This window comes from Halomonas sp. E14, assembly GCF_052568415.1.
Genome location: NZ_CP199423.1, coordinates 590,206 through 609,146 on the forward strand (window position 1 = coordinate 590,206; position 18,941 = coordinate 609,146).

At 66.8% G+C, this 18,941-nt stretch carries 15 protein-coding genes; 9 read left to right on the top strand and 6 right to left on the bottom strand.

All coding sequences use genetic code 11. The features are described from left to right. Positions 1-117 precede the first annotated feature (117 nt). Entirely contained in the window at positions 118-2,733 is a 2,616-nt protein-coding gene (locus ACT7B3_RS02700; RefSeq protein WP_445156768.1) for a putative bifunctional diguanylate cyclase/phosphodiesterase, read from the top strand. A gap of 57 nt (positions 2,734-2,790) precedes the next feature. Here ACT7B3_RS02700 and mnmC read toward each other — a convergent pair whose 3' ends face one another. Beyond that, the gene (gene mnmC / locus ACT7B3_RS02705) at positions 2,791-4,806 is read right to left on the bottom strand and encodes a bifunctional tRNA (5-methylaminomethyl-2-thiouridine)(34)-methyltransferase MnmD/FAD-dependent 5-carboxymethylaminomethyl-2-thiouridine(34) oxidoreductase MnmC (protein ID WP_445156769.1); all 2,016 of its coding nucleotides are present in this window, start codon (positions 4,804-4,806) and stop codon (positions 2,791-2,793) included. Positions 4,807-5,022: 216 nt separating this feature from the next. Beyond that, on the bottom strand, positions 5,023-5,322 hold the full coding sequence (locus tag ACT7B3_RS02710) for a YciI family protein (protein WP_444678461.1): 300 nt from the start codon (positions 5,320-5,322) through the stop codon (positions 5,023-5,025). Positions 5,323-5,441: 119 nt separating this feature from the next. Here ACT7B3_RS02710 and ACT7B3_RS02715 point away from each other — a divergent pair, with 119 nt between their 5' ends. Then, positions 5,442-6,365, top strand: coding sequence for a PHP domain-containing protein (locus tag ACT7B3_RS02715; RefSeq protein ID WP_445156770.1), 924 nt, complete (start codon positions 5,442-5,444; stop codon positions 6,363-6,365). A gap of 31 nt (positions 6,366-6,396) precedes the next feature. After that, complete coding sequence (locus tag ACT7B3_RS02720; protein WP_445156771.1) at positions 6,397-7,020, top strand: L-threonylcarbamoyladenylate synthase; 624 nt, start codon at positions 6,397-6,399, stop codon at positions 7,018-7,020. A 15-nt stretch (positions 7,021-7,035) separates the two neighbouring features. Here the strand turns inward: ACT7B3_RS02720 and ACT7B3_RS02725 are convergent, their stop codons facing one another. Together ACT7B3_RS02725 and ACT7B3_RS02730 are read right to left on the bottom strand one after the other, a co-directional pair. Next, entirely contained in the window at positions 7,036-7,917 is an 882-nt protein-coding gene (locus ACT7B3_RS02725) for an ion transporter (protein ID WP_445156772.1), read from the bottom strand. Positions 7,918-7,962: 45 nt separating this feature from the next. After that, entirely contained in the window at positions 7,963-8,805 is an 843-nt protein-coding gene (locus ACT7B3_RS02730) for a CYTH domain-containing protein (protein ID WP_445156773.1), read from the bottom strand. 114 nt (positions 8,806-8,919) lie between these two features. Here ACT7B3_RS02730 and ACT7B3_RS02735 point away from each other — a divergent pair, with 114 nt between their 5' ends. From ACT7B3_RS02735 to glrR, 6 genes are all read left to right on the top strand, one after another. Further along, entirely contained in the window at positions 8,920-9,600 is a 681-nt protein-coding gene (locus ACT7B3_RS02735; RefSeq protein WP_444678458.1) for a TIGR00153 family protein, read from the top strand. A 67-nt stretch (positions 9,601-9,667) separates the two neighbouring features. After that, complete coding sequence (locus tag ACT7B3_RS02740; RefSeq protein WP_444678457.1) at positions 9,668-10,933, top strand: inorganic phosphate transporter; 1,266 nt, start codon at positions 9,668-9,670, stop codon at positions 10,931-10,933. Between the two features lie 128 nt (positions 10,934-11,061). Next, entirely contained in the window at positions 11,062-12,375 is a 1,314-nt protein-coding gene (argA, locus tag ACT7B3_RS02745) for an amino-acid N-acetyltransferase (protein ID WP_444678456.1), read from the top strand. An 866-nt stretch (positions 12,376-13,241) separates the two neighbouring features. Then, the gene (locus ACT7B3_RS02750; RefSeq protein ID WP_444678455.1) at positions 13,242-14,741 is read left to right on the top strand and encodes a sensor histidine kinase; all 1,500 of its coding nucleotides are present in this window, start codon (positions 13,242-13,244) and stop codon (positions 14,739-14,741) included. Beyond that, the gene (locus tag ACT7B3_RS02755) at positions 14,738-15,292 is read left to right on the top strand and encodes a hypothetical protein (RefSeq protein ID WP_445156774.1); all 555 of its coding nucleotides are present in this window, start codon (positions 14,738-14,740) and stop codon (positions 15,290-15,292) included. Before ACT7B3_RS02750 ends, ACT7B3_RS02755 begins: the two co-directional genes overlap by 4 nt. 23 nt (positions 15,293-15,315) lie before the next feature. Then, a complete protein-coding gene (gene glrR, locus ACT7B3_RS02760; RefSeq protein WP_444678453.1) occupies positions 15,316-16,725 on the top strand; it encodes a two-component system response regulator GlrR in 1,410 nt (469 codons plus the stop codon). A 43-nt stretch (positions 16,726-16,768) separates the two neighbouring features. Here glrR and xseA read toward each other — a convergent pair whose 3' ends face one another. Together xseA and ACT7B3_RS02770 are read right to left on the bottom strand one after the other, a co-directional pair. Beyond that, positions 16,769-18,106, bottom strand: a complete 1,338-nt coding sequence (gene xseA / locus ACT7B3_RS02765; RefSeq protein ID WP_445156775.1) for an exodeoxyribonuclease VII large subunit — start codon at positions 18,104-18,106, stop codon at positions 16,769-16,771. Positions 18,107-18,239: 133 nt separating this feature from the next. Next, a complete protein-coding gene (locus tag ACT7B3_RS02770; protein ID WP_444678452.1) occupies positions 18,240-18,884 on the bottom strand; it encodes a PRC-barrel domain-containing protein in 645 nt (214 codons plus the stop codon). Between the last annotated feature and the right edge of the window lie 57 nt (positions 18,885-18,941).

The window sequence follows — 18,941 nt, forward strand, 5'->3', positions numbered from 1 at the left end:
ACATATTGATGCAGGTCAAAGGCAGGCGACGACAATGTGTCGAGAATGTAACAGCATTCTTCTGCCGTTAGCTCAGGGTTGAGGTTCGGCGCCTCCTGTCTTGTGATTGGGAACGTCATGTTGACCCATGCCCGCGCTTTGCTTTCCTGCATGCGAACCCTCAAGGGCTTCGTGCTGGTCGCCATCATCTCGGCCTCGATGACCGTCTTCGCCGGGGTGACCCTGGTGACCACCCTGCTCTACGAGAACATCCTGGCCCGCCAGGCCGAGCAGACCTCGGAAACCCTGGCCAGGCAGAGCTTCACGGCCATGCTGCAGATCATGCGCCAGGGCTGGACCCGAGAGCAGATGGAGGCCTTCATCGAGGAGACCCAGCAGCTCTATGCCGGAAGCGGCTATCGGTTCGCCTTCTACCGCGGCAAGCGCGTGTCCGAACGCTACGGCGAGATCGACCAGCCGGCCATGGATATCGTCATCCAGGCGGCCTTCGCCTCGGGCGAGGCGCGGGTCTGGAACCAGGATGGCCAGGTGCGCCGCGTCATGCCGCTGCTGGCCCGCTCGGACTGCCTGACCTGCCACCAGAATGCCGCCACCGGCGACGTGCTGGGGATCATCGACCTCCAGCACGACCTGTCGCCCATCAGCCGTGAGATGCGTCTCAACTATGTGGCGATGTTCCTGGTGGCGTCGGTGTTCGTCCTGCTACTGGCGCTGGCCATCTCGACCCTCTTCTCCGATCGAATCCAGCGCACCCTGGGGCTCTTTCGCCAGCGCATGTCCGCAGTGAATTCGATCGAGGACTTCCGCCAGCTCGACGTGACCGATGCCAATGTGCCGTTCATCGAACTCAACGATGCGCTGCAGCAGGTCAATGCCCTGGTGGGGCGGCTGCGCAACGTGGCGGTGGACAAGGACATCCTCGAGTTCGAGATCCGCCTGCTGAGCAAGTTCATCATCACTTCCGACGTGGTGCGCGACTGGCGCGAGTTCATCAAGGAGCTGCTGGGCGATATCAACACCATCATCGTGGCGCATACCCTGGTGACGATCTTCCAGGTCGAAGAGGAGGGCTACGAGCTAGAGGTATTCTGGTACCGCGAGGTGACGGCGCAGACGCAGCAGACCTTTGCCCACCTGCTGACCCAACTGCTGGAGCGACACCACAACGGCCAGGCCGCCGCCGTGCTCAAGGTGACGCACCACAGCGTCTGCAGCGCGGCAGAGGATGGCCAGCCCATGCACGACCTCTCGGCCGAGGATATCCGCCTACAGACCAAGTCGCTGCTGCTGGAGGCGCCGAAGATTGGCGGTATCGTTGGCATCGGCGTGCAGTCGGACCTGGCGCAGGACCCGATCCGCCACATCGTCATCGACGGCATCCTGTCGACGCTGCTCAACCTGGTGGGCTCGGTCAAGGCGATCTACAAGTACACCAAGGATCTTGAGTTCTACGCCACCCGCGATCCGCTGACCAACCTGCATAACCAGCGCGTCTTCAAGGACATGCTGCACTACGAGGTGGCCCGTGCGTCGCGCCACCAGGATCGCTTCAGCCTGCTGATGCTCGACATGGACAACTTCAAGTCGGTCAACGACCGTCACGGCCACGCCTTCGGCGACCAGTTCCTGCATGCCGTGGCCAATACCCTGGCGCACTCGGTGCGCCCCGGTGACTTCCTGGCGCGCTACGGCGGTGACGAGTTCACTGTCATCCTGCCGGAAACCAGCGAGGAGCAGGCCTACTCGGTGGCCATGCGCATTGCCCAGAACCTGACCAGCCAGGTGCTCACTGCTCCGGATGGCACGGCGGTGCGCGCCACCACCTCGGTGGGCATCGCCAGCTATCCCAACCATGCCGCCAATTCCCACGACCTCTTCCTGATGGCCGACAACATGATGTACAAGGCCAAGCGCAAGGGTAAGAACTGCGTGGCGCTGCCCGACGACGAGGAAGTGGCGGCGGTGTTCCGTGAGGTAGGCGAGAAGAACCAGATGGTGCTCAGCGCGCTGGAAGAGCAGCGCATCGTGCCCTACTTCCAGCCCATTGCCGACGTCAACACGGGTGAAGTCCATATCCACGAGCTGCTGATGCGCATCCAGATCGGCGAGCGCATCATCCCCGCCGGCGAGTTCATCGAGATCGCCGAGAGCATCGGCGTGATCCACAAGATGGACTACCTGCTGATCGAGAAGGCCTTCGCCCAGATCCGCGAGCAGGGCTACGACGGCATGCTGTTCATCAACCTGTCGCCCAAATCGCTGATCATCGGTGAGTTCATCGCTCACATTCACCAGTTGGCCATCGACTACGGCATCAAGCCCAGCCGCATCGTATTCGAGCTCACCGAGCGCGAGACCGTCAGCAACCTCACCCTGCTCGAGAAGTTCGTGCTCGACCTAAAGCTCGAAGGCTTCAATTTCGCCATCGACGACTTCGGTTCAGGCTTCTCCTCGTTCCGCTATCTCAAGCAGTTCCCCATCGACGTGATCAAGATCGAAGGGGAGTTCATCCGCAACATGCTGCAAGACGAGAAGTACATGGCCTTCGTCAAGAGCATCGTCACGCTGGCGGGGAGCCTGGGTGTCAGCACCATCGCCGAGTTCATCGAGGACGAGGAGGTGCTAGCCGCCGTGGCCGAACTGGGGATCGACTACGGCCAGGGCTACCACCTCGGCCGGCCTTCGCCGCGCTTCGTCACCGCCAGCCGGGCCGAGCGGCTCACGTCACAATGACGCCTGTGACTGAGTCGCCGGCGGGCGCGGCAACGCCCAAGTGACCGCAGCAACACCCTAGTGACCGCGGATCAAGTCGCGAATGATGCGCCGCCCCGGGTGGAGATGATCCACCAGCGGCCACTCCAGCGGCAGGGGCTCGTCGCAGATCCGCGAGGCGAGCAGCTCGGCGCACAGCGGGGCGCTGGCCATCCCCCGCGAGCCGTGGGCGGCGCTGATCCACAGTCCCGCATGGTGGCGTCCGGCGATCTCGGGCACTCGCGAAGCATCCTTGGCCAGCACGCCGTAGTCGTGCCGCCACGCCGCGGCGTCGGGCACCGGCCCGCAGTACGGTGACTTGTCGGGGCTGGCGGCACGCACGCCGACCCGCCCGGTGAGCCGCTGCGGCGAAAGGTCGGCCCCGGCGGCACGCAGGCCCGCCACCAGCGCGGGCAGGCCGCGCTCGAGCTCCGCCAGGTTGGCGGCGTGGTCGGCCTCGCGTTCCGCCATGTCGGTCTCCTTGGGCCCGAAGGTGGCGCCGAAGTTGAGCACGCCGTCCGCCGCTGGGGGCACATAGCCGCCGGCGCACACCACCCGGCCGAGCCTGGGAGCGCCTTCGGGCACTCGCAGCTGGCTGATCTGGCCGCGCACCGGCTGCAGCGGCAGCGCTTCGGACTGGGCAAAGCGGGCCGCCTCGACGGCGGCGGCGATCACCACCTGATCGGCCGCGAGGCGTTCGCCGTCGGCCAGCGCCAGGGTCCAGCCCGATGCGCCGGGCTCCAGCGCCGCCACCTCGGCCTGGCGGAAGCACACCCCCGGCGTGGCCGCCAGGCGCACGCACAGCTCCATCGGCTTGACCCAGGCGGCGCAGGGGTAGTCCAGCGCCGGCGCGCCGACATCGACACCGGCCACGGCGCTGGCCGTCTCGGCGTCGAGCCCACGCACCACGCTTTCGGGTAAGGGGTGGTTGGCCAGGAAGCGAGCCTGGCGCGCCTGTTCCTTGTCGTCCAGAGCGAGCTGCAGTACGCCGCTGGGCTGCCACAGCGCCTGCTGCGGGTCGAGCTGGGCCAGCCAGCGCCGGCTGTGCAGTAGCCCGGCCAGGTAGGTGCGGCTCTGCAGGTTGGTATCGGCGGCCAGCTTGACGTAGAGCGCCCCCTGCAGGTGAGTGGTGCCGAGGCTGGCGCGATCGAAGCGATCGATCAGCGTCACCGCGATGCCGCGCCGCGCCAGGGCAGCGGCGACGCTGGCCCCGGCGATGCCGGCGCCGATCACCGCTACGTGGCGGGGCGGCTGGACGGCGGGCGGAGTGAACCAGGGCGTAGCCTGGCGGCGCGCATCCGGCGGCGGCGAGGCGATTTCACCGACCAGCATCTCGCGCTTGCGACCGAACCCTGGCGCCTTACGCCAGGCAAAACCGGCCGCCGCCAGGCCGCGCTTGACCGCGCCGGCACAGGTAAAGGTGGCGAAGGTGGCGCCGGGGCGCGAGCGGGCGGCCATGGCGTCGAACAGCGCCTGCTGCCACATTTCGGGATTCTTCGCCGGAGCGAAGCCGTCGAGGAACCAGGCGTCGACCTGGCCGTCGAGCAGGGCCAGGCGCTCGGCGGCATCGCCCAGGTGCAGGTCAAGGGTCACCCGCGGGGAAAGCCACAGACGATGCACCCCGGTAACCGGCTCGGGCCACTGCGCCAGCAGCGCCTCGGCGCGCTCGGCCAGGTCGGGCCAGGCGGCAAGCGCGCGGGCCAGGTCGTCGCGGTGGAGCGGATACTTCTCGGTGGAGACCAGGTGCAGCCTCGCCTGTGCCGGGGCGTGCGTCTCGAAGCAGGCCCAGGCGCACAGCATGTTGAGCCCGGTGCCGAAGCCGGTCTCGCCGATCACGAAGGGGCGGCCGGCGGGCCATGCGGCCAGGCGCTGCGGTAGGCCGTTGCCCTGAATGAAGACATGCTCGGTCTCGGCGCGGCCGTCGTGGCGCGAGAAGTAGACGTCGTCGAAGGCCGGCGAATGGGGGGCTTCGCCGCCGGCCGCGTCGGGCTGCCAGTCGAGGCGGGCGGGCTCCAGGCCGGCTAGCGGCGGAAGGGGGGCGTAAGGGAAGGACACGGGCTTCTCCGAAGCGTGGGCACGCGATGCTCAAGAGTTGATCGATGGCGCCGGGCCGGCCTGCCATGGGGGCTGGCGGCAGGCATCCGCGGCGTGTCAACAGTGTTATCCACAGGAACTGTGAGTAAGGCGCCTGGGGGCCACGGCCAGGGGAAGGGGCGTATCGCGGGGGCCGGCCGGCGGCGTTCTGCGCGCCGCGCGCCCGGCCCCGGTGGCTCAGGGCAGGACCTTCTTGAACGGCTTCACGGTCACCTTGGCATAGACCCCGGCAATCATGTAGGGGTCGGCATCGGCCCACGCCTGCGCCGCCTCGAGGGTGTCGAACTCCGCCACCACCAGGCTACCGCTGAAACCGGCTTCGCCGGGGTTGTCGGCGTCGATGGCGGGGTGGGGGCCGGCCAGCACCAGGCGACCCTCGTCGCGAAGCTTCTCCAGGCGCGCCAGGTGGTCGGGACGGGCCGCCAGCCGGCGTTCCAGGCTGTTGTTGACGTCTTCACAGATAAAGGCGTAGAGCATTGCAGCGTTTCCTCGGGCAGCGCGGCACATACCGCGGTCTCGTAAGGTGCCGGCATTGACCGTCGTCGGGCGGACGCGCACCATGGGCGATTATTCTGACAAAGTTGCTCCCCTGCGTCATGCCAACCGCTCAGTTCCCCCTGCGTTTCACCGGCGATCCCGCGCCTATCGGGGTCGATTTCCACATGCACTCGACGGCCTCGGACGGCGCCCTCGCGCCCGCCGACCTGGTGGCCCTGTGCGCCCAGCGCGGCGTGCGGCTGATGGCGCTGACCGACCACGACACCATGGCCGGCGTGCCGGAGGCCGCGGCGGCCGCGGCAGACCTGGGGATCATGCTGGTGCCGGGAACCGAGCTCTCCACCCTGTGGCAGGGCATCGGTATTCATGTGGTGGGCCTGCTGCCTGAAGGGGCCAGCGGCGAACTCGCCGCCGGGCTCGAGGCCCAGGCCCGCTCCCGAGAGGCGCGAGCCAGAACCATCGCCGAGCGCATGGAAAAGCTCGGCCTCGACAACGCCCTGGCAAGGGCCCGCGAGCAGGCCGGGCCCTACCGCCCGCTAGGCCGGCCCGATTTTGCCCGCGCACTGGTGGCGGCGGGGCTGGTGCCCGACGTGGCCACGGCGTTTCGCAAGCACCTGGGCAGCGGCAAGGCGGGCGACGTCAAGGCCCACTGGCCGGCGCTGGACGAGGTGGTGGGCTGGATCGTGGCAGCGGGCGGGGTGGCGGTGCTGGCACATCCGCTGCGCCATGGCCTGACCCGGCGCAAGCGCGGCCTGCTGCTCGACAGCTTCGTCGAGGCCGGCGGCCAGGCCGCGGAGTGGGTCAACGGGTTCCAGAATGCCGACGTGACGCGGGACCTGGCGCGCCAGCTCGACGAGCGTGGCCTTTATGCCTCGCTCGGCAGCGACTTTCACTTCCCCGGCGGCCACCTGGCGCCGGGCAGCATGAGTCCGCTGCCGCGTGCCGCCGTGCCGCCGGTATGGGCGCACCCGACGCTAGCCGGTGTCATCGCAAACTACCACGGGCCTGCCGGCGCGCTATAGTGGGCAGATCGAACAGAGCAGGGAACCGAACATGAGCCAATTTCTACAGATCCACCCGGACAACCCGCAGCAGCGCCTGATCGCCCAGGCGGTACAGATCGTGCGCCAGGGCGGGGTAATCGCCTATCCCACCGACTCCGGCTACGCGCTGGGCTGCCACCTGGGCGACAAGAAGGCGATCGAGAAGATCAAGTGGCTGCGTTCGCTGGACGACAAGCATAACTTCACCCTGGTGTGCTCCGACCTTTCCGACATCGGCACCTACGCCAAGGTCGACAACAGCGTGTTTCGCCTGCTCAAGGCCAACACCCCGGGGGCCTATACCTTCATCCTCCATGCCACCACGGAAGTGCCGCGCCTGCTGCTGCACCCCAAGCGGCGCTCCATCGGCGTGCGCGTGCCCGATCATCGCATCACCCATGCGCTGCTTGCGGCGCTGGGCGAGCCGCTGATGAGTGTGACGCTGATCCCAGTGGGTGAGACGCTGCCGCTGACCGACCCGGAGGAGATTCGCGACCGCTACAGCGCCCACCTGGATGCGATCATCGATGGCGGTGCCTGCCACCTGGAGCCCACCAGCGTGATCGACCTGCGCGAACTGCCGCCGACCATCGTGCGCGAAGGGCGCGGCGACCTGGCGCCGTTCGGCGGCTGAGCGGGCCGCCCGGCGTCAGCGCGCCCTCTTGCCTCGCGGCTTGCGCTTGTTGGGATCGGGCGTTTCCTCATCCAGCCAGGTGCCGCACTTGAGGCAGTAGCGTGCCCGCCGCTCGTGGCGGTCGTGGCCACAGCCGGGGCAGGCTTGTTCAGAGTAGCGGTCGGCGCGAATCGAGCGGATCACCTCGGCGGAGAACACCCCGGTGGGCACGGCGATGATCGAGTAGCCGATCAGCATGATCAGCGTCGAGATGGACTGGCCAAGCGGCGTGACGGGAACGATGTCGCCATAGCCCACCGTGGTCAGGGTGACGATGGCCCAGTAGATCGAGATGGGGATGCTGGTGAAGCCCGCCTCGGCAGGCTCGATCATGTACATCAGCGAAGCGAACAGGGTCACCAGCAGGAACACGGTGAACAGGAATAGGAAGATCTGGTGCACGCTGTTCTTGAGGGCTTCCACCAACAGGCGGCCTTCGCCCACGAACTGCATCAGGCGCAGCACGCGGAAGATGCGCAGCACCCTCAGCAGGCGCACGATGACCAAGGTCTGGGTGCCGGGTATCAGCAGCATAAGCCAGGTGGGCAGGATGGCCACGATGTCGATCACGCCGTAGAAGCTGCGCACGTACCGCATCGGCTTGTCGAGGATATAGAGGCGTATCGCCAGCTCGACGGTGAACAGAAGGGTGAAGCCCCACTCGATCCAGTAGAACCACTCGCCGTAGGTGGTGCTGAAGCCCTCGACGGTATCGAGCATCACCACCAGCACGCTGGCCAGGATCACGACGATCAAGGCGATATCGAAGGCTTTTGCCAGCGGGGTGTCCGACTCGAAGATGATCTGGAACAGGCGCGTGCGCACGCCTTCGCCGGCTGGACGGAAAGGCGCTGTCATGGCTTGGCTTCCTGCATCAAGGGCTCCTGAATCCTTTCCTGTGACTTACGACGCCAGGCGCTGCGCGAGTTGCAGCGCGGTACGCCCAAAATCGACGCCGAGCCAATCGGGCTCTTCCAGCAGGGCCGCCAGCCGGCCGGCCTCGGGGTGGCCGTCGGCCTCCAGTACCTGCAGCGTCGCCCTGGCGTGCGCCTTCCAACCATCCTCGCCGGTATCGGCGTAGGCGTCCAATGCCAGCAGGGCACGGTGCAGCCGTTCACCTGCCAGGGTGCCATCGGGCAGGGTCCACTGGCCGGTGAGCAGCGCACTGCCTCGCAGGGCCTTGCTGGCGTCGGCTGGGCGCAGTGCCAGCGTTTCGGCGAAGGCCCTGGCCAGCGACCAGAGCGCCTCGGCGTCGCCATGCTTGAGTTCGAGCTCCAGCTCTCGAATCGGTACCTGCCGTCCGGCGGCGCGAATCTCGCCCTGGTCCAGCGCCACCTCGATGTGGGCCTCGGCCAGCTCCAATTGCCAACGGCGGCGCTCGAAGTCGGTGGTGAAGCGCGGCTCCAAGCGGGCCAGCAGGTCCGGGCCCAGCTCGGCCATGGGCGGCAGCGCGGCGAGCCGCTCGCGGTCGAGCGCCTCGCCGGCCACCGGCCACTCCCATTCGCCGCGCTGGCTGAGCCCGCCGCTGCCCACCCCGCTGGTCTTCAGCGTCTGTATCCAGTGCCCTTCCTGGTAGCGCAGGCGCAGCGCCATGCCGCGTGACTCCAGCGTGCCTTCGGCGGTGTCGTAATAGGTGTTGGCCAGGCGCCGGGTGTCGGCAGGCAGGCGCTGCAGCAGCGGATGCCGGCACAGGCGCTCGGCGCTCTCGCGGGCCAGCGCCAGCTTCATTTCGATCTCTTGGCTCACGTAGTAACTCCTTGAACCTGTTCCCGTGCGGCGGGCGTCAGGTGATTTTTTCGATGACGTAACAAAGGCCAGTCTCTATACTGGCGCCGCCATTCCACAAGCGCATGATACGCCATGGTAAAGCCCAACCCGTTTTCCGCGATGTTCGGCCGCTCGCCTTTCCAGCCCCTGCTGGCCCACATCGAAAAGGCCAGCGAATGTGCCGACCAGTTGCTGCCCTTCTTCGAGGCGTCGCTGGCCGGTGAGTGGGAGGACGCAGCTCGAATCCGCGAAACCATCACTCAGCTCGAGCACGACGCCGACAATCTCAAGACCGAGCTGCGCCTCAACCTGCCCAATACGCTATTCCTTCCCGTCTCCCGCAGTGACCTTCTCGACCTGATTACGGTTCAGGACAAGATCGCCAACAAGGTGCGCGATATCACCGGCATCATGCTGGGTCGCCGCATGCGGGTTCCCGACGAGCTGGCCCAGCCGATGCGCGACTACATGCAGACCTCCGTGGCCTGCGTCGCCCAGGCGCGCCAGGCCCTGGAAGAGCTCGAAGACCTGCTCGAGTCCGGCTTCGGGCGCCACGTGACCGACGTGATGCTCAACCTGATTCGTGAGCTGCACGTGCTCGAACAGCAGGCCGACCATCAGCAGATAGCGATTCGCCGCCAGCTCTTCGACCTGGAGGATCGCCTCAAGCCGGTCGATGTGGTCTTCCTCTACAAGATCATCGATTGGGTCGGCGAGCTTTCCGATCGCGCGGAACGCGTCGGCAGCCGCCTGCAGATTCTCACCGCACGGTAAGAGCTGACGCCACCGGCGATCCCGGGGCGGCATCTCTCACTCTGACAGCCACATAGGAACCAACCCTATGTCGATCATTGCGCAGCACGGTGAAGTGTTCATCATCCTCGCCTGCCTGTTCGGTTTCTTCATGGCCTGGGGCGTGGGGGCCAACGACGTCGCCAACGCCATGGGCACCTCGGTGGGCTCCAAGGCCATCACCATCAAGCAGGCGATCATCATCGCCGTGATCTTCGAATTCCTCGGCGCCTGGCTGGCCGGCGGCGAGGTGACCGCGACCATTCGCGGCGGCATCGTCGACCCCGTACTGCTGCAGGCCAATCCGGAGCTGCTGGTCTACGGCATGCTCTCGGCGCTGCTAGCCGCCGCCATCTGGCTGCTGGTGGCCTCAGCCAAGGGCTGGCCGGTGTCCACCACCCACTCCATCGTCGGTGCCATCGTCGGCTTCGGTGCGGTGGGGCTGGGCATGGAGGCGGTGGCCTGGGGCCGGGTCGGCACCATCGCCTCGAGCTGGGTGGTGTCGCCGCTGCTGGCCGGCACCATTGCCTTTATCCTGTTCAAGTCGGTGCAGCACCTGATCTTCGAGGCCAAGGACCCCTTCGCCGCGGCCAAGCGCACCGTGCCGTTCTATATCTTCCTGGTCGGCTTCATCGTCTCCATGGTTACCCTGACCAAGGGCTTGACTCATGTGGGGCTCGACTTCACCTTCGCCCAGAGTTTCCTGCTTTCCCTGCTGATGGGGCTTGGCATCATGGGCCTCGGCATCCTGATGGAGAGCCGAGTCAAGGGCGAGCGTCATATCGACGACCAGTTCGGCTACGGCAGCGTGGAGCGGGTGTTCGGCGTGCTGATGATCTTCACCGCCTGCGCCATGGCCTTCGCTCACGGCTCCAACGATGTGGCCAACGCTGTGGGGCCGCTGGCGGCGGTGATCAGCGTGGTGCGCAGTGATGGCGTGATCGACTCTGCGGCGCTGGTGCCCTGGTGGGTGCTGATGCTCGGCGGCGGCGGCATCGTGGCCGGTCTGGTCACCTACGGTCACAAGGTCATCGCCACCGTCGGCACCGGCATCACCGAGCTGACCCCCAGCCGCGGCTTTGCCGCCACCCTGGCGGCGGCTACCACCGTGGTGCTGGCCTCGGGCACCGGGCTGCCCATCTCCACCACCCATACCCTGGTGGGGGCGGTGCTCGGCGTGGGGCTGGCACGCGGCATGGCGGCGCTCAACCTGCGCGTGATCGGCACCATCGTCATGTCATGGCTGATTACCCTGCCGGCGGGGGCCGGCCTGGCGATCATGTTCTTCTTCCTGTTCCGCGCGATCTTCGGCTGACGCGCACCTCGCCTGGCAACAGCGGCTGGCGACCGCGGCGGCGGCATCCTACGGGTGCCGCCGTTTTCGTCGCTCTGATATAGTCGTCTCGCCACCCCTTCCTCTCATCTCCTGCCGGAGAGCGGCCTTTGGATAACCGTTTCCCTTTTGCCGACTGGTTTCGCAATTCGTCCCCCTATATCAATGCACACCGGGGCCGAACCTTCGTGATTCTCATCGAAGGCGAGGCCATGGCGCGCGGCCGCGGCGAGCAGCTGATCCAGGATCTGGCCCTGCTGCACACCCTGGGCGTGCGCCTGGTGGTGGCGTTCGGCATCCGCCCCCAGGTGGAGCGAGCGCTGAGTGAAAGCGGCATCGTGCCGCAGCACCACAACGGGCGCTGGGTGGCCGACGAGCAGCTGATGAGCTGCATCCAGCAGGTGGCGGCCGAACAGCGGCTGTGGCTGGAGGCGCGCCTCTCATTGGGCCTGCCCAATACTCCGTTGCACGGGGTCGAGCTGACCGCGGTATCCGGAAACCTGGTGATGGCCAAGCCGCTGGGCGTGCGTGACGGCGTCGACTATGACCACAGTGGCGAGGTGCGCCGGGTGCGCGTTTCGGCGGTGCAGGGGCTGCTCGACCGCGGCTCGCTGGTGCTGCTGCCGCCGCTGGGCTTCTCCAGCACCGGGGAGGTCTTCGACCTGGATGCCTCCGAGGTAGCGCAGCATGCCGCCATGGCGCTGGGGGCCGACAAGCTGATCCTGCTGGGCGAAGCGGCCGGGCTCTACGACGAGAACGGCGCGCTGCAGCGCCAGCTGACCCCGGCCGAGGCGGAAACCCTGCTGGCTCGTGCCACGCTTGGCGAGGAGCAGGCCAGGCACCTGGCCGCGGCCTGCGAGGCGGCGCGCCATGGCGTGGCACGTACCCACCTGCTGTCGTGGCACGATCACGATGCGCTGCTTGCCGAGCTCTTCACCCGAGATGGCGTGGGTACCATGATCACCCAGCATCGCTACGAACAGCTGCGCCTGGCCGAACTCGGCGACATTGGCGGCCTGCTCGAGCTGCTCGAGCCCCTGGAGCGGCGTGGCATGCTGGTACCGCGCTCGCGTGAGCGGCTGGAGCACGAGATCGACGACTATCTGGTCATCGAGCGCGACGGCATGGTAATCGGCTGTGCCGCGCTGCACTGCTTCGGTGACGCCGATATGGGTGAGCTCGCCTGCCTGGCCATTCACACCGAGTATCGCGGCGGCGCCCGCGGTGCGCTGCTGCTGTCGGGTATCGAGCGCCGTGCGCGGCGGCTGGGGATCGCCTCGCTGTTCGTGCTGACTACCCATACCGCCCACTGGTTCGTCGAGCACGGTTTCCGGCCGGCGGATATCGACGTGCTGCCACCGCTGAAGCGCGACACCTACAACCACGCCCGCAAGTCCAAGATCCTGGTCAAACCCCTCGCTTGATCCCTCAATAGCACGCCTGCGTGCTGCCGAGCCTGCCTCGGCAGCGCCTGTTGTCGCCGTGCGGCAACGCGGCCTGCCCTGTTGTCTCTTCGTGGCAACACCATAAGGCATTGATGTAATAATAGTTTCTTCCATGCCAAGGAATGCTGTCGCCAAATGCTGACAAAAAAGAGCGCCGAATGGCTCGTTTCGGCGCGGATCGGGTCGCTGCGCGACGCGCTGCCTTTTTGATATTACTTAAGCTGTTGTTTTTAAATTAAATTAAGAAAAGATGGCACGGCTATCGCAATAGTCTAGGTGAGCGGCGAAGAGGTGATTCACACGGCTCGAATCACCAGGTTGTCGAGAAGCTCGGGGACCACCCCCATGCCCTGTGCACCCGGGCGTCACGATGACAACGTTTGCTCCGCGATGTGTAACTCAGGTTGCGATGAGACGGGTACCGCCGCCAGGCATGGAAGGGTACCTGAAGGGCAAGGATGCCCCGGCAAGGATGCCTCATCCCCTTCGGGGGATCGAATTTCGGGCCAGCGCTTACGGTTGATGTAGCGATGGTGCCAAGGAACGAAGCCGAGCGGGCGTACCGCTTGTCTGCCCCGACCAGCTCCTGGAAGCTCATGGGCGTCGGCAGGGCTTCGCGGCCTTCGGGCCACGGAAAGTATGTGACATGGCTCGGCCAGGCGATCGATGTCGATATTTTCCACCCCCTTTAGTTCCCTGCGTACTTGGGCCGGCCTTGCCGGCCTTTTTTTTTTACATAGCGGCAGCATTTCCTGCCCCAGTGCACCGGTCAGGTGCGGAACTCTGTTATTCTTTCAGGCAAGGCTATGGTGGTCCCCACTTCTCTCCTGAGCACACTATTGGTCATGACCAAACGGGTCTCGCGCCGTTGGCGTCCGCGCTCCTTGCCGCAGCTGGTATTGATGGCGTTTCTGGTGGTAATGCTGCCGCTGGGCATTTTGATGTATCAGGCCGGTCAGGCGCTCGCCGAGCTTTCCCAACTGGCCGACGTGAGCGCGCGTCAGGCCGTAGAGCAGTCGCGTCGTGCGCGCCAGCTCAGTAATCTGGCGGTGGAGATGGAGCGCAGCGCGCGCCAGTACGCGGTGCTGGAGCAGGAGAGCCTGCTCGACATCTACCACGAGAAGCACACCGAGTTTACCGCGCTGCTGGCCCAGCAGCGCCGGCTGCTGGCCAACGACACCGACCTGCGCGCGCTCGAGGAGCAGCTGTTGCTGCTGTCGCAGCTGCCGGAGCTGGAGCCCGAGGCGCTGGAGCTGTGGCTCGCCCTGTTCGGCCCGTTCGCCGAGCACACCGAGGCGATTCGCCGCGCCACCAACCAGCAGATCGACAACCGCATCGAGCTGATTCGCGAACGCGCCCAGGCGGTGCAGACCCGGCTCTGGTCGCAGACCGCCGCGCTGGTATCGGCCAGCCTGTTGCTGATGCTGCTGTTCAGCTGGCTGATCGTGCGCCCCGTGCGCCAGCTCGAGCGCCGCATCCTCGGCATCGGCAGCGGCAAGGAACACATTCACCTCGAGCATATCCAGGGGCCCGCCGAGCTGGTCAGGCTGGGTGACAGGCTCGACTGGCTATCGACCCGGCTCAGCGATCTAGAGGCGCAGAAGCAGCAGTTCCTGCGCCACATGTCGCATGAACTCAAGACCCCGCTGGCCAGTGTCCGCGAAGGCTCGGCGCTGCTAGCCGACGGCGTGGCCGGCGAGCTGACGCCACGCCAGCGCGAGATCCTCTCGCTGATCGACGCCAGCGGCAGCGAGCTGCAGCGTCTGATCGAACAGCTGCTGGACTACAACCTGCTGCAGCACAGCCAGGGGATCCGCCTGGAGAGGGTCGACCTGGCCGGCTTGATCCAGGCCACGCTGGCCAAGCATCGCCTGGCGCTGGAAAAGAAAGGCATGCAGGTGACCGTGTTCCCCGGCCCCCTGGAGTGGGTGGTGGATCGCATGGCCATGGGGCGGATTTTCGACAACCTGATCTCCAATGCCATCGCCTACGGTGAAGATGGCGGCATTTTGCTGATCCGGGCGCATCCGGGGCGGGATCACCTGTTCCTCGAGGTGGCTAATAGCGGCCAGGCCATCGCCGCTACGGACAAGGCGCGTCTGTTCGAACCTTTCTATCAGGGCCGTTCGCGGCGCAAGGGGCCGCTGAAGGGCTCCGGCATCGGCCTGTCGGTCGCGGCGGACTGCGCCCGCCTTCATCAAGGCGCGTTGGCGCTGGTCGACGACCCGGAGCTTGCCGTCTGTTTCCGCCTGACGCTGCCGCGCCGCGCGGCTCCCTTGACCCAGCACGGACGCAAGAGAGAGCCCAAGGAAAGGGGCATCAGTGCACGGAGCGAGAGAGTATGAACCCTACGGTGTTCAATGCCGGCGTGGTGGCAGTGGCCCTGGTTCTGGGCGGCTGCCAGTACCTGCCTGACTATGCCTTGTTGCAGGACGAAGAGAACGAAGCCGAGGTCGATGTCGTCTGCGGGGGCGAGCCTTCCTTTGTCGAGGGCGCCTGCCTGCTGCCCGACTGGGTGGCCTTCGGCCTTGCCTCCCAGCGTGGCGACCACCACTGGCGCCGTGACAAGCTGCAGGAACTCGAGGGCCGGCAGGGCATTGATGTGAGCGAGCGTGAGCTGGTCCGCGCGGTTGCCCTGGCCTGGGGCACCGAGCGGCAGTGGGCGCAGGCTTCCGAGCTTTACCGGGCGCATATCGACCAGGCGCCGGCCGACCTGCAGCCGCTGCTGCGCTACTGGCTCAACGAGCTGGAGGGACGGCGCGCCATGGCCAGCCAGACTGAGCGCTCCCGCAGCCAGCTCTCGGCGCTGCAGCAGGAAAAGGCCGAGCTTGCCGACAAGCTCGAAGCGCTCACCACCATCGAGCAGAATATCAACCTGAGACAGCAGTCGCCCTGAGCGGCGAGGGAGTAGATGACGTGATGCAAGCGGCTCGACTCGCTGATCACTCCAGAACCGAGGCCCGCAGGAGCGCCGGCCGCGAGGCGCAGGCTTCCGGTGCCCATATCCTGCTGGTAGACGACGATGTCAGCCTACTGCGGCTGCTGGGCATGCGCCTGGAGAGCCGCGGCTTTCGTGTCACCACGGTGGAGAGCGGCCCCGAGGCGTTGCGCTGCCTGGCGGAAGAGCGCCCCGACCTCGTGCTGTCGGACCTGCGCATGGACGAGATGGACGGCCTGACGCTGTTCCAGGCGATACAGCGTCAGGTCCCCGGCCTGCCGGTGATCATCCTCACCGCCCACGGCTCGATTCCCGATGCGGTAAATGCCACCCAGCAGGGCGTATTCAGCTTCCTGACCAAGCCCGTCGACCGCGACGAGCTGTTTCGAGCCATTGATGAAGCCCTGGCCCAGGCGCCTCCCGTCGGCAGCGAGGGCGACGACACCTGGCGCGCCGCTATCCTTACCCGCAGCCCCGAAATGGAACGCGTGCTGGAGCAGGCCCACATGGTGGCGGCCTCCGATGTCAGCGTGCTGATCACCGGCCCCTCCGGCTCGGGCAAGGAGCTGCTGGCACGTGCCATCCACGATGCCAGCCCGCGCGCCAACAAGCCGTTCGTGGCGATCAACTGCGGTGCGCTGCCCGAGCAGCTGCTGGAGAGCGAACTTTTCGGCCATGCCAAAGGCGCCTTCACCGGCGCAGTGAGCGAGCACAAGGGCCTGTTCCAGGCGGCGGACGGCGGCACGCTGTTTCTCGACGAGATCGGCGACATGCCGCTGCCGCTGCAAGTCAAGCTGCTGCGTGCGCTGCAGGAGCGCCAGATACGTCCGCTCGGCTCGACCCAGTCGATTCCGGTCAACGTGCGCATTCTCTCCGCCACCCATCGTGACCTTAGTCAGGCCATGCACCAGGGCGAGTTCCGCGAGGACTTCTTCTACCGCCTCAACGTGGTCAACCTGAAGCTGCCGGCGCTGAAAGACCGTGCCGAGGACGTGCCGCTGCTGGCGCGCCACCTGGTGGCCCAGGCGGCGGCCCGCCACAAGCCGTTCGTGAAGGGGTTTTCGCCGGAGGCGCTCAACCTGCTGGCCACCAGCGCCTGGCCCGGCAACGTGCGGCAGCTGGTCAACGTGGTGGAGCAGTGCGTAGCGCTGACGCGTTCGCCGATGATCCCCGAAGCGCTGGTGGCGCAGGCCCTGGCCGCCGAAGACAGCGCGCTGCCCACCTTCAACGATGCCCGTGCCAGCTTCGAGCGTAGCTACCTGGTCAAGGTGCTCAAGATTACCGAAGGCAACGTGACCCAGGCCGCGCGTATCGCCGGACGCAACCGCACCGACTTCTACAAGCTGTTGGCTCGTCACGAGCTGGAGCCGAGCACCTTCAAGCCGGAGTAACGCCCGCCCCTGCCTAAAAGAGCGCCTGCCATAGGCGCTCTTTTCATTTCAGGCGGCGCTTCACCTCCACCCTCAGCCTTCCCTCTCCCAGTCGTGCGGTCAGCGCCTGGCCGGGCTGGGTGTCGGCTGCGCGCCGCACCACCTGGCCTTGCTCGTCCTGCAGGATAGCGTAGCCGCGCCCCAGCACCGCCAGCGGGCTCACCGTTTGCAGCTGACGGGCCAGGCCGGCCAGGCGGTCGTGCGAATGCGCCAACCTGCGGCGCATGGCCTGGGCCAGCCGTTCCTGGGCGCGCGCCAGCCGGCTCTCGGCCTGTTCGGCTTCGCGCTGCGGATGGCAGGCGGCGAGCCGCCGCGTCAGGTGGCGCAGCTGCTCGCGCTCGCCGGCAAGCCGGGTGCGCAGCGCACGTACCAGGCGGTCTTCGCGTTCGTTCAGGGCCTGGCGCTGACGGGCCAGCACGTCGCCGGGGTGACGCAGCCGGGCGCGGGCATGGTCGAGCCGTTGGCTTTCACGTGCCAGGCGTGCCTGGGTGCAGCGCGCCAGCCGCTGCTCCAGCTCCTGCAGGCGGCGCGACAGGTCGCGGCGATCCGGCACCAGCATCTCGGCGGCGGCGGAGGGGGTGGGTGCGCGCAGGTCGGCGGCCAGGTCCGCCAGGGTGGTGTCGATCTCGTGCCCGACGGCCGACACGACCGGCAAGCGCGAGTGGAAGATCGCCCGGGCCAGGTGCTCGTCGTTGAACGCCCACAGGTCTTCCAGGCTGCCACCGCCGCGGGTGATCAGCACCGCATCGCGGGCCGGATCCAGCGCCTGCTGGCGATTGAGCAGCCCCAGGGCGGCGATCAGCGCCGGTGCCGCTTCGCGGCCCTGCACCGGCACGCCGATCAGGGTGACCTGGGTCAGCGGCCAGCGGGCGCCGAGCACGGCCAGCACGTCGCGAATGGCGGCGCCGCTGGGGGACGTCAACACCAGCAGGTGGCGCGGCGGGTAGGGCAGGGGCCTAGCGTTGGCGAACACGCCCTCGTCGGCCAGGCGCTGGCGGAGCTGGGCCAGCGCCAGCAGCAGTTCGCCTTCGCCGGCCAGGCGCACGGCCTCGACGATCATCTGGTAGTCGCCCCGCGGCTCGAACAATGAGACCTGGCCACGCACGCGCACGCGGTCGCCGTCACGCATGGGCGCGGCGACGAAGCGGGCGCGTTGGCGAAACAGGGCGCAGCGCAGCTGTGCCGAGCTGTCCTTCAGCGTGAAATACAGGTGACCGGAGGCAGGCCGCGATACGCCGGAAAGCTCCCCTTCGACCCAAACCTCGCCGATGCCTTGCTCAAGCAGCTGGCGGGCGCGGCGATTCAGGTCGCTGACGGAGAGGGGCGTGTCGGCTGGGGGCATGGCGGTGACTCCTGCGGGCGATCGTGCCACTTTAGCACGGCTGCCGCGCAGCCAAGTTCACGAGCCAGCTTCACAACGAAGACGCCGGGCCACGAGGCCCGGCGTTGCGTTCTTCAGGGGAGGGGACGCTAACTCAATCGAAATCGTCCACCACATCCTCGTCGGTGTATTCGGCATCGTCGCGGTCGGTGCGGTCGCGGTTGACGCCGTCGGTGGCACCCACGGTGTCGCCATCGGCCTCGCCGTCGCGGAAGGCGGTGCCGCCATCGTCACCCCGCGTGCCGGTGCCCGCCGTGCCGGTGGTCTGCCAGACGCCCTCGCGATCGCCGCGCTCTTCGGTGCGACGGTTGCGCTCGTCGTTGAACCACTGCTCGTCGTAGGACGGGAAGTTCTCGAGTTCGTCTTCAGTGGCGTCGACCAGGATACGGTGGGTCACGTCGTTCTGGCCGAAGACGCCGCCGTCATCGCGCTCGGTTTCCATGCTGAAATGCTCGATGCCAACGACCACGTCGTCGCCACCCATGCCCCACAGGCCGCCGGCGCTGACGATCAGGGCCGTTACCTGGCCGTCATCGTCGATCAGGATGTTCTCGACGGTGCCGACTTCTTCGTCGGTGTCATTGGCGTGATAGACATCGGCGCCGATGATGTCGTTGGCGGAGTAGAGGCCCTGGGCCATCCGCTGGTCAGTCTGGTCCTGCTGTGCCACCGCTTGAGTGCCGAAGGCGAGGCTGCCGGCAATGGCAGCGACTGCGATAGTAAGAGCGTGCTTCTGCATGGTCACTTCTCCTTAGACCTGTCCGTAGACCTTGGATCGTGGTTTTGTGATGCGGGG

Bases quoted from the DNA above. Each gene is read 5' to 3' on its own strand.
- ACT7B3_RS02725 (WP_445156772.1), bottom strand. From the start codon at position 7,917: ATGACAGCGCCTTTCCGTCCAGCCGGCGAAGGCGTGCGCACGCGCCTG.
- ACT7B3_RS02700 (WP_445156768.1), top strand. From the start codon at position 118: ATGTTGACCCATGCCCGCGCTTTGCTTTCCTGCATGCGAACCCTCAAG.
- ACT7B3_RS02735 (WP_444678458.1), top strand. From the start codon at position 8,920: ATGGTAAAGCCCAACCCGTTTTCCGCGATGTTCGGCCGCTCGCCTTTC.
- ACT7B3_RS02770 (WP_444678452.1), bottom strand. From the start codon at position 18,884: ATGCAGAAGCACGCTCTTACTATCGCAGTCGCTGCCATTGCCGGCAGC.
- glrR (WP_444678453.1), top strand. From the start codon at position 15,316: ATGCAAGCGGCTCGACTCGCTGATCACTCCAGAACCGAGGCCCGCAGG.
- ACT7B3_RS02720 (WP_445156771.1), top strand. From the start codon at position 6,397: ATGAGCCAATTTCTACAGATCCACCCGGACAACCCGCAGCAGCGCCTG.
- ACT7B3_RS02755 (WP_445156774.1), top strand. From the start codon at position 14,738: ATGAACCCTACGGTGTTCAATGCCGGCGTGGTGGCAGTGGCCCTGGTT.
- ACT7B3_RS02715 (WP_445156770.1), top strand. From the start codon at position 5,442: ATGCCAACCGCTCAGTTCCCCCTGCGTTTCACCGGCGATCCCGCGCCT.
- ACT7B3_RS02750 (WP_444678455.1), top strand. From the start codon at position 13,242: ATGACCAAACGGGTCTCGCGCCGTTGGCGTCCGCGCTCCTTGCCGCAG.
- xseA (WP_445156775.1), bottom strand. From the start codon at position 18,106: ATGCCCCCAGCCGACACGCCCCTCTCCGTCAGCGACCTGAATCGCCGC.
- ACT7B3_RS02740 (WP_444678457.1), top strand. From the start codon at position 9,668: ATGTCGATCATTGCGCAGCACGGTGAAGTGTTCATCATCCTCGCCTGC.
- ACT7B3_RS02710 (WP_444678461.1), bottom strand. From the start codon at position 5,322: ATGCTCTACGCCTTTATCTGTGAAGACGTCAACAACAGCCTGGAACGC.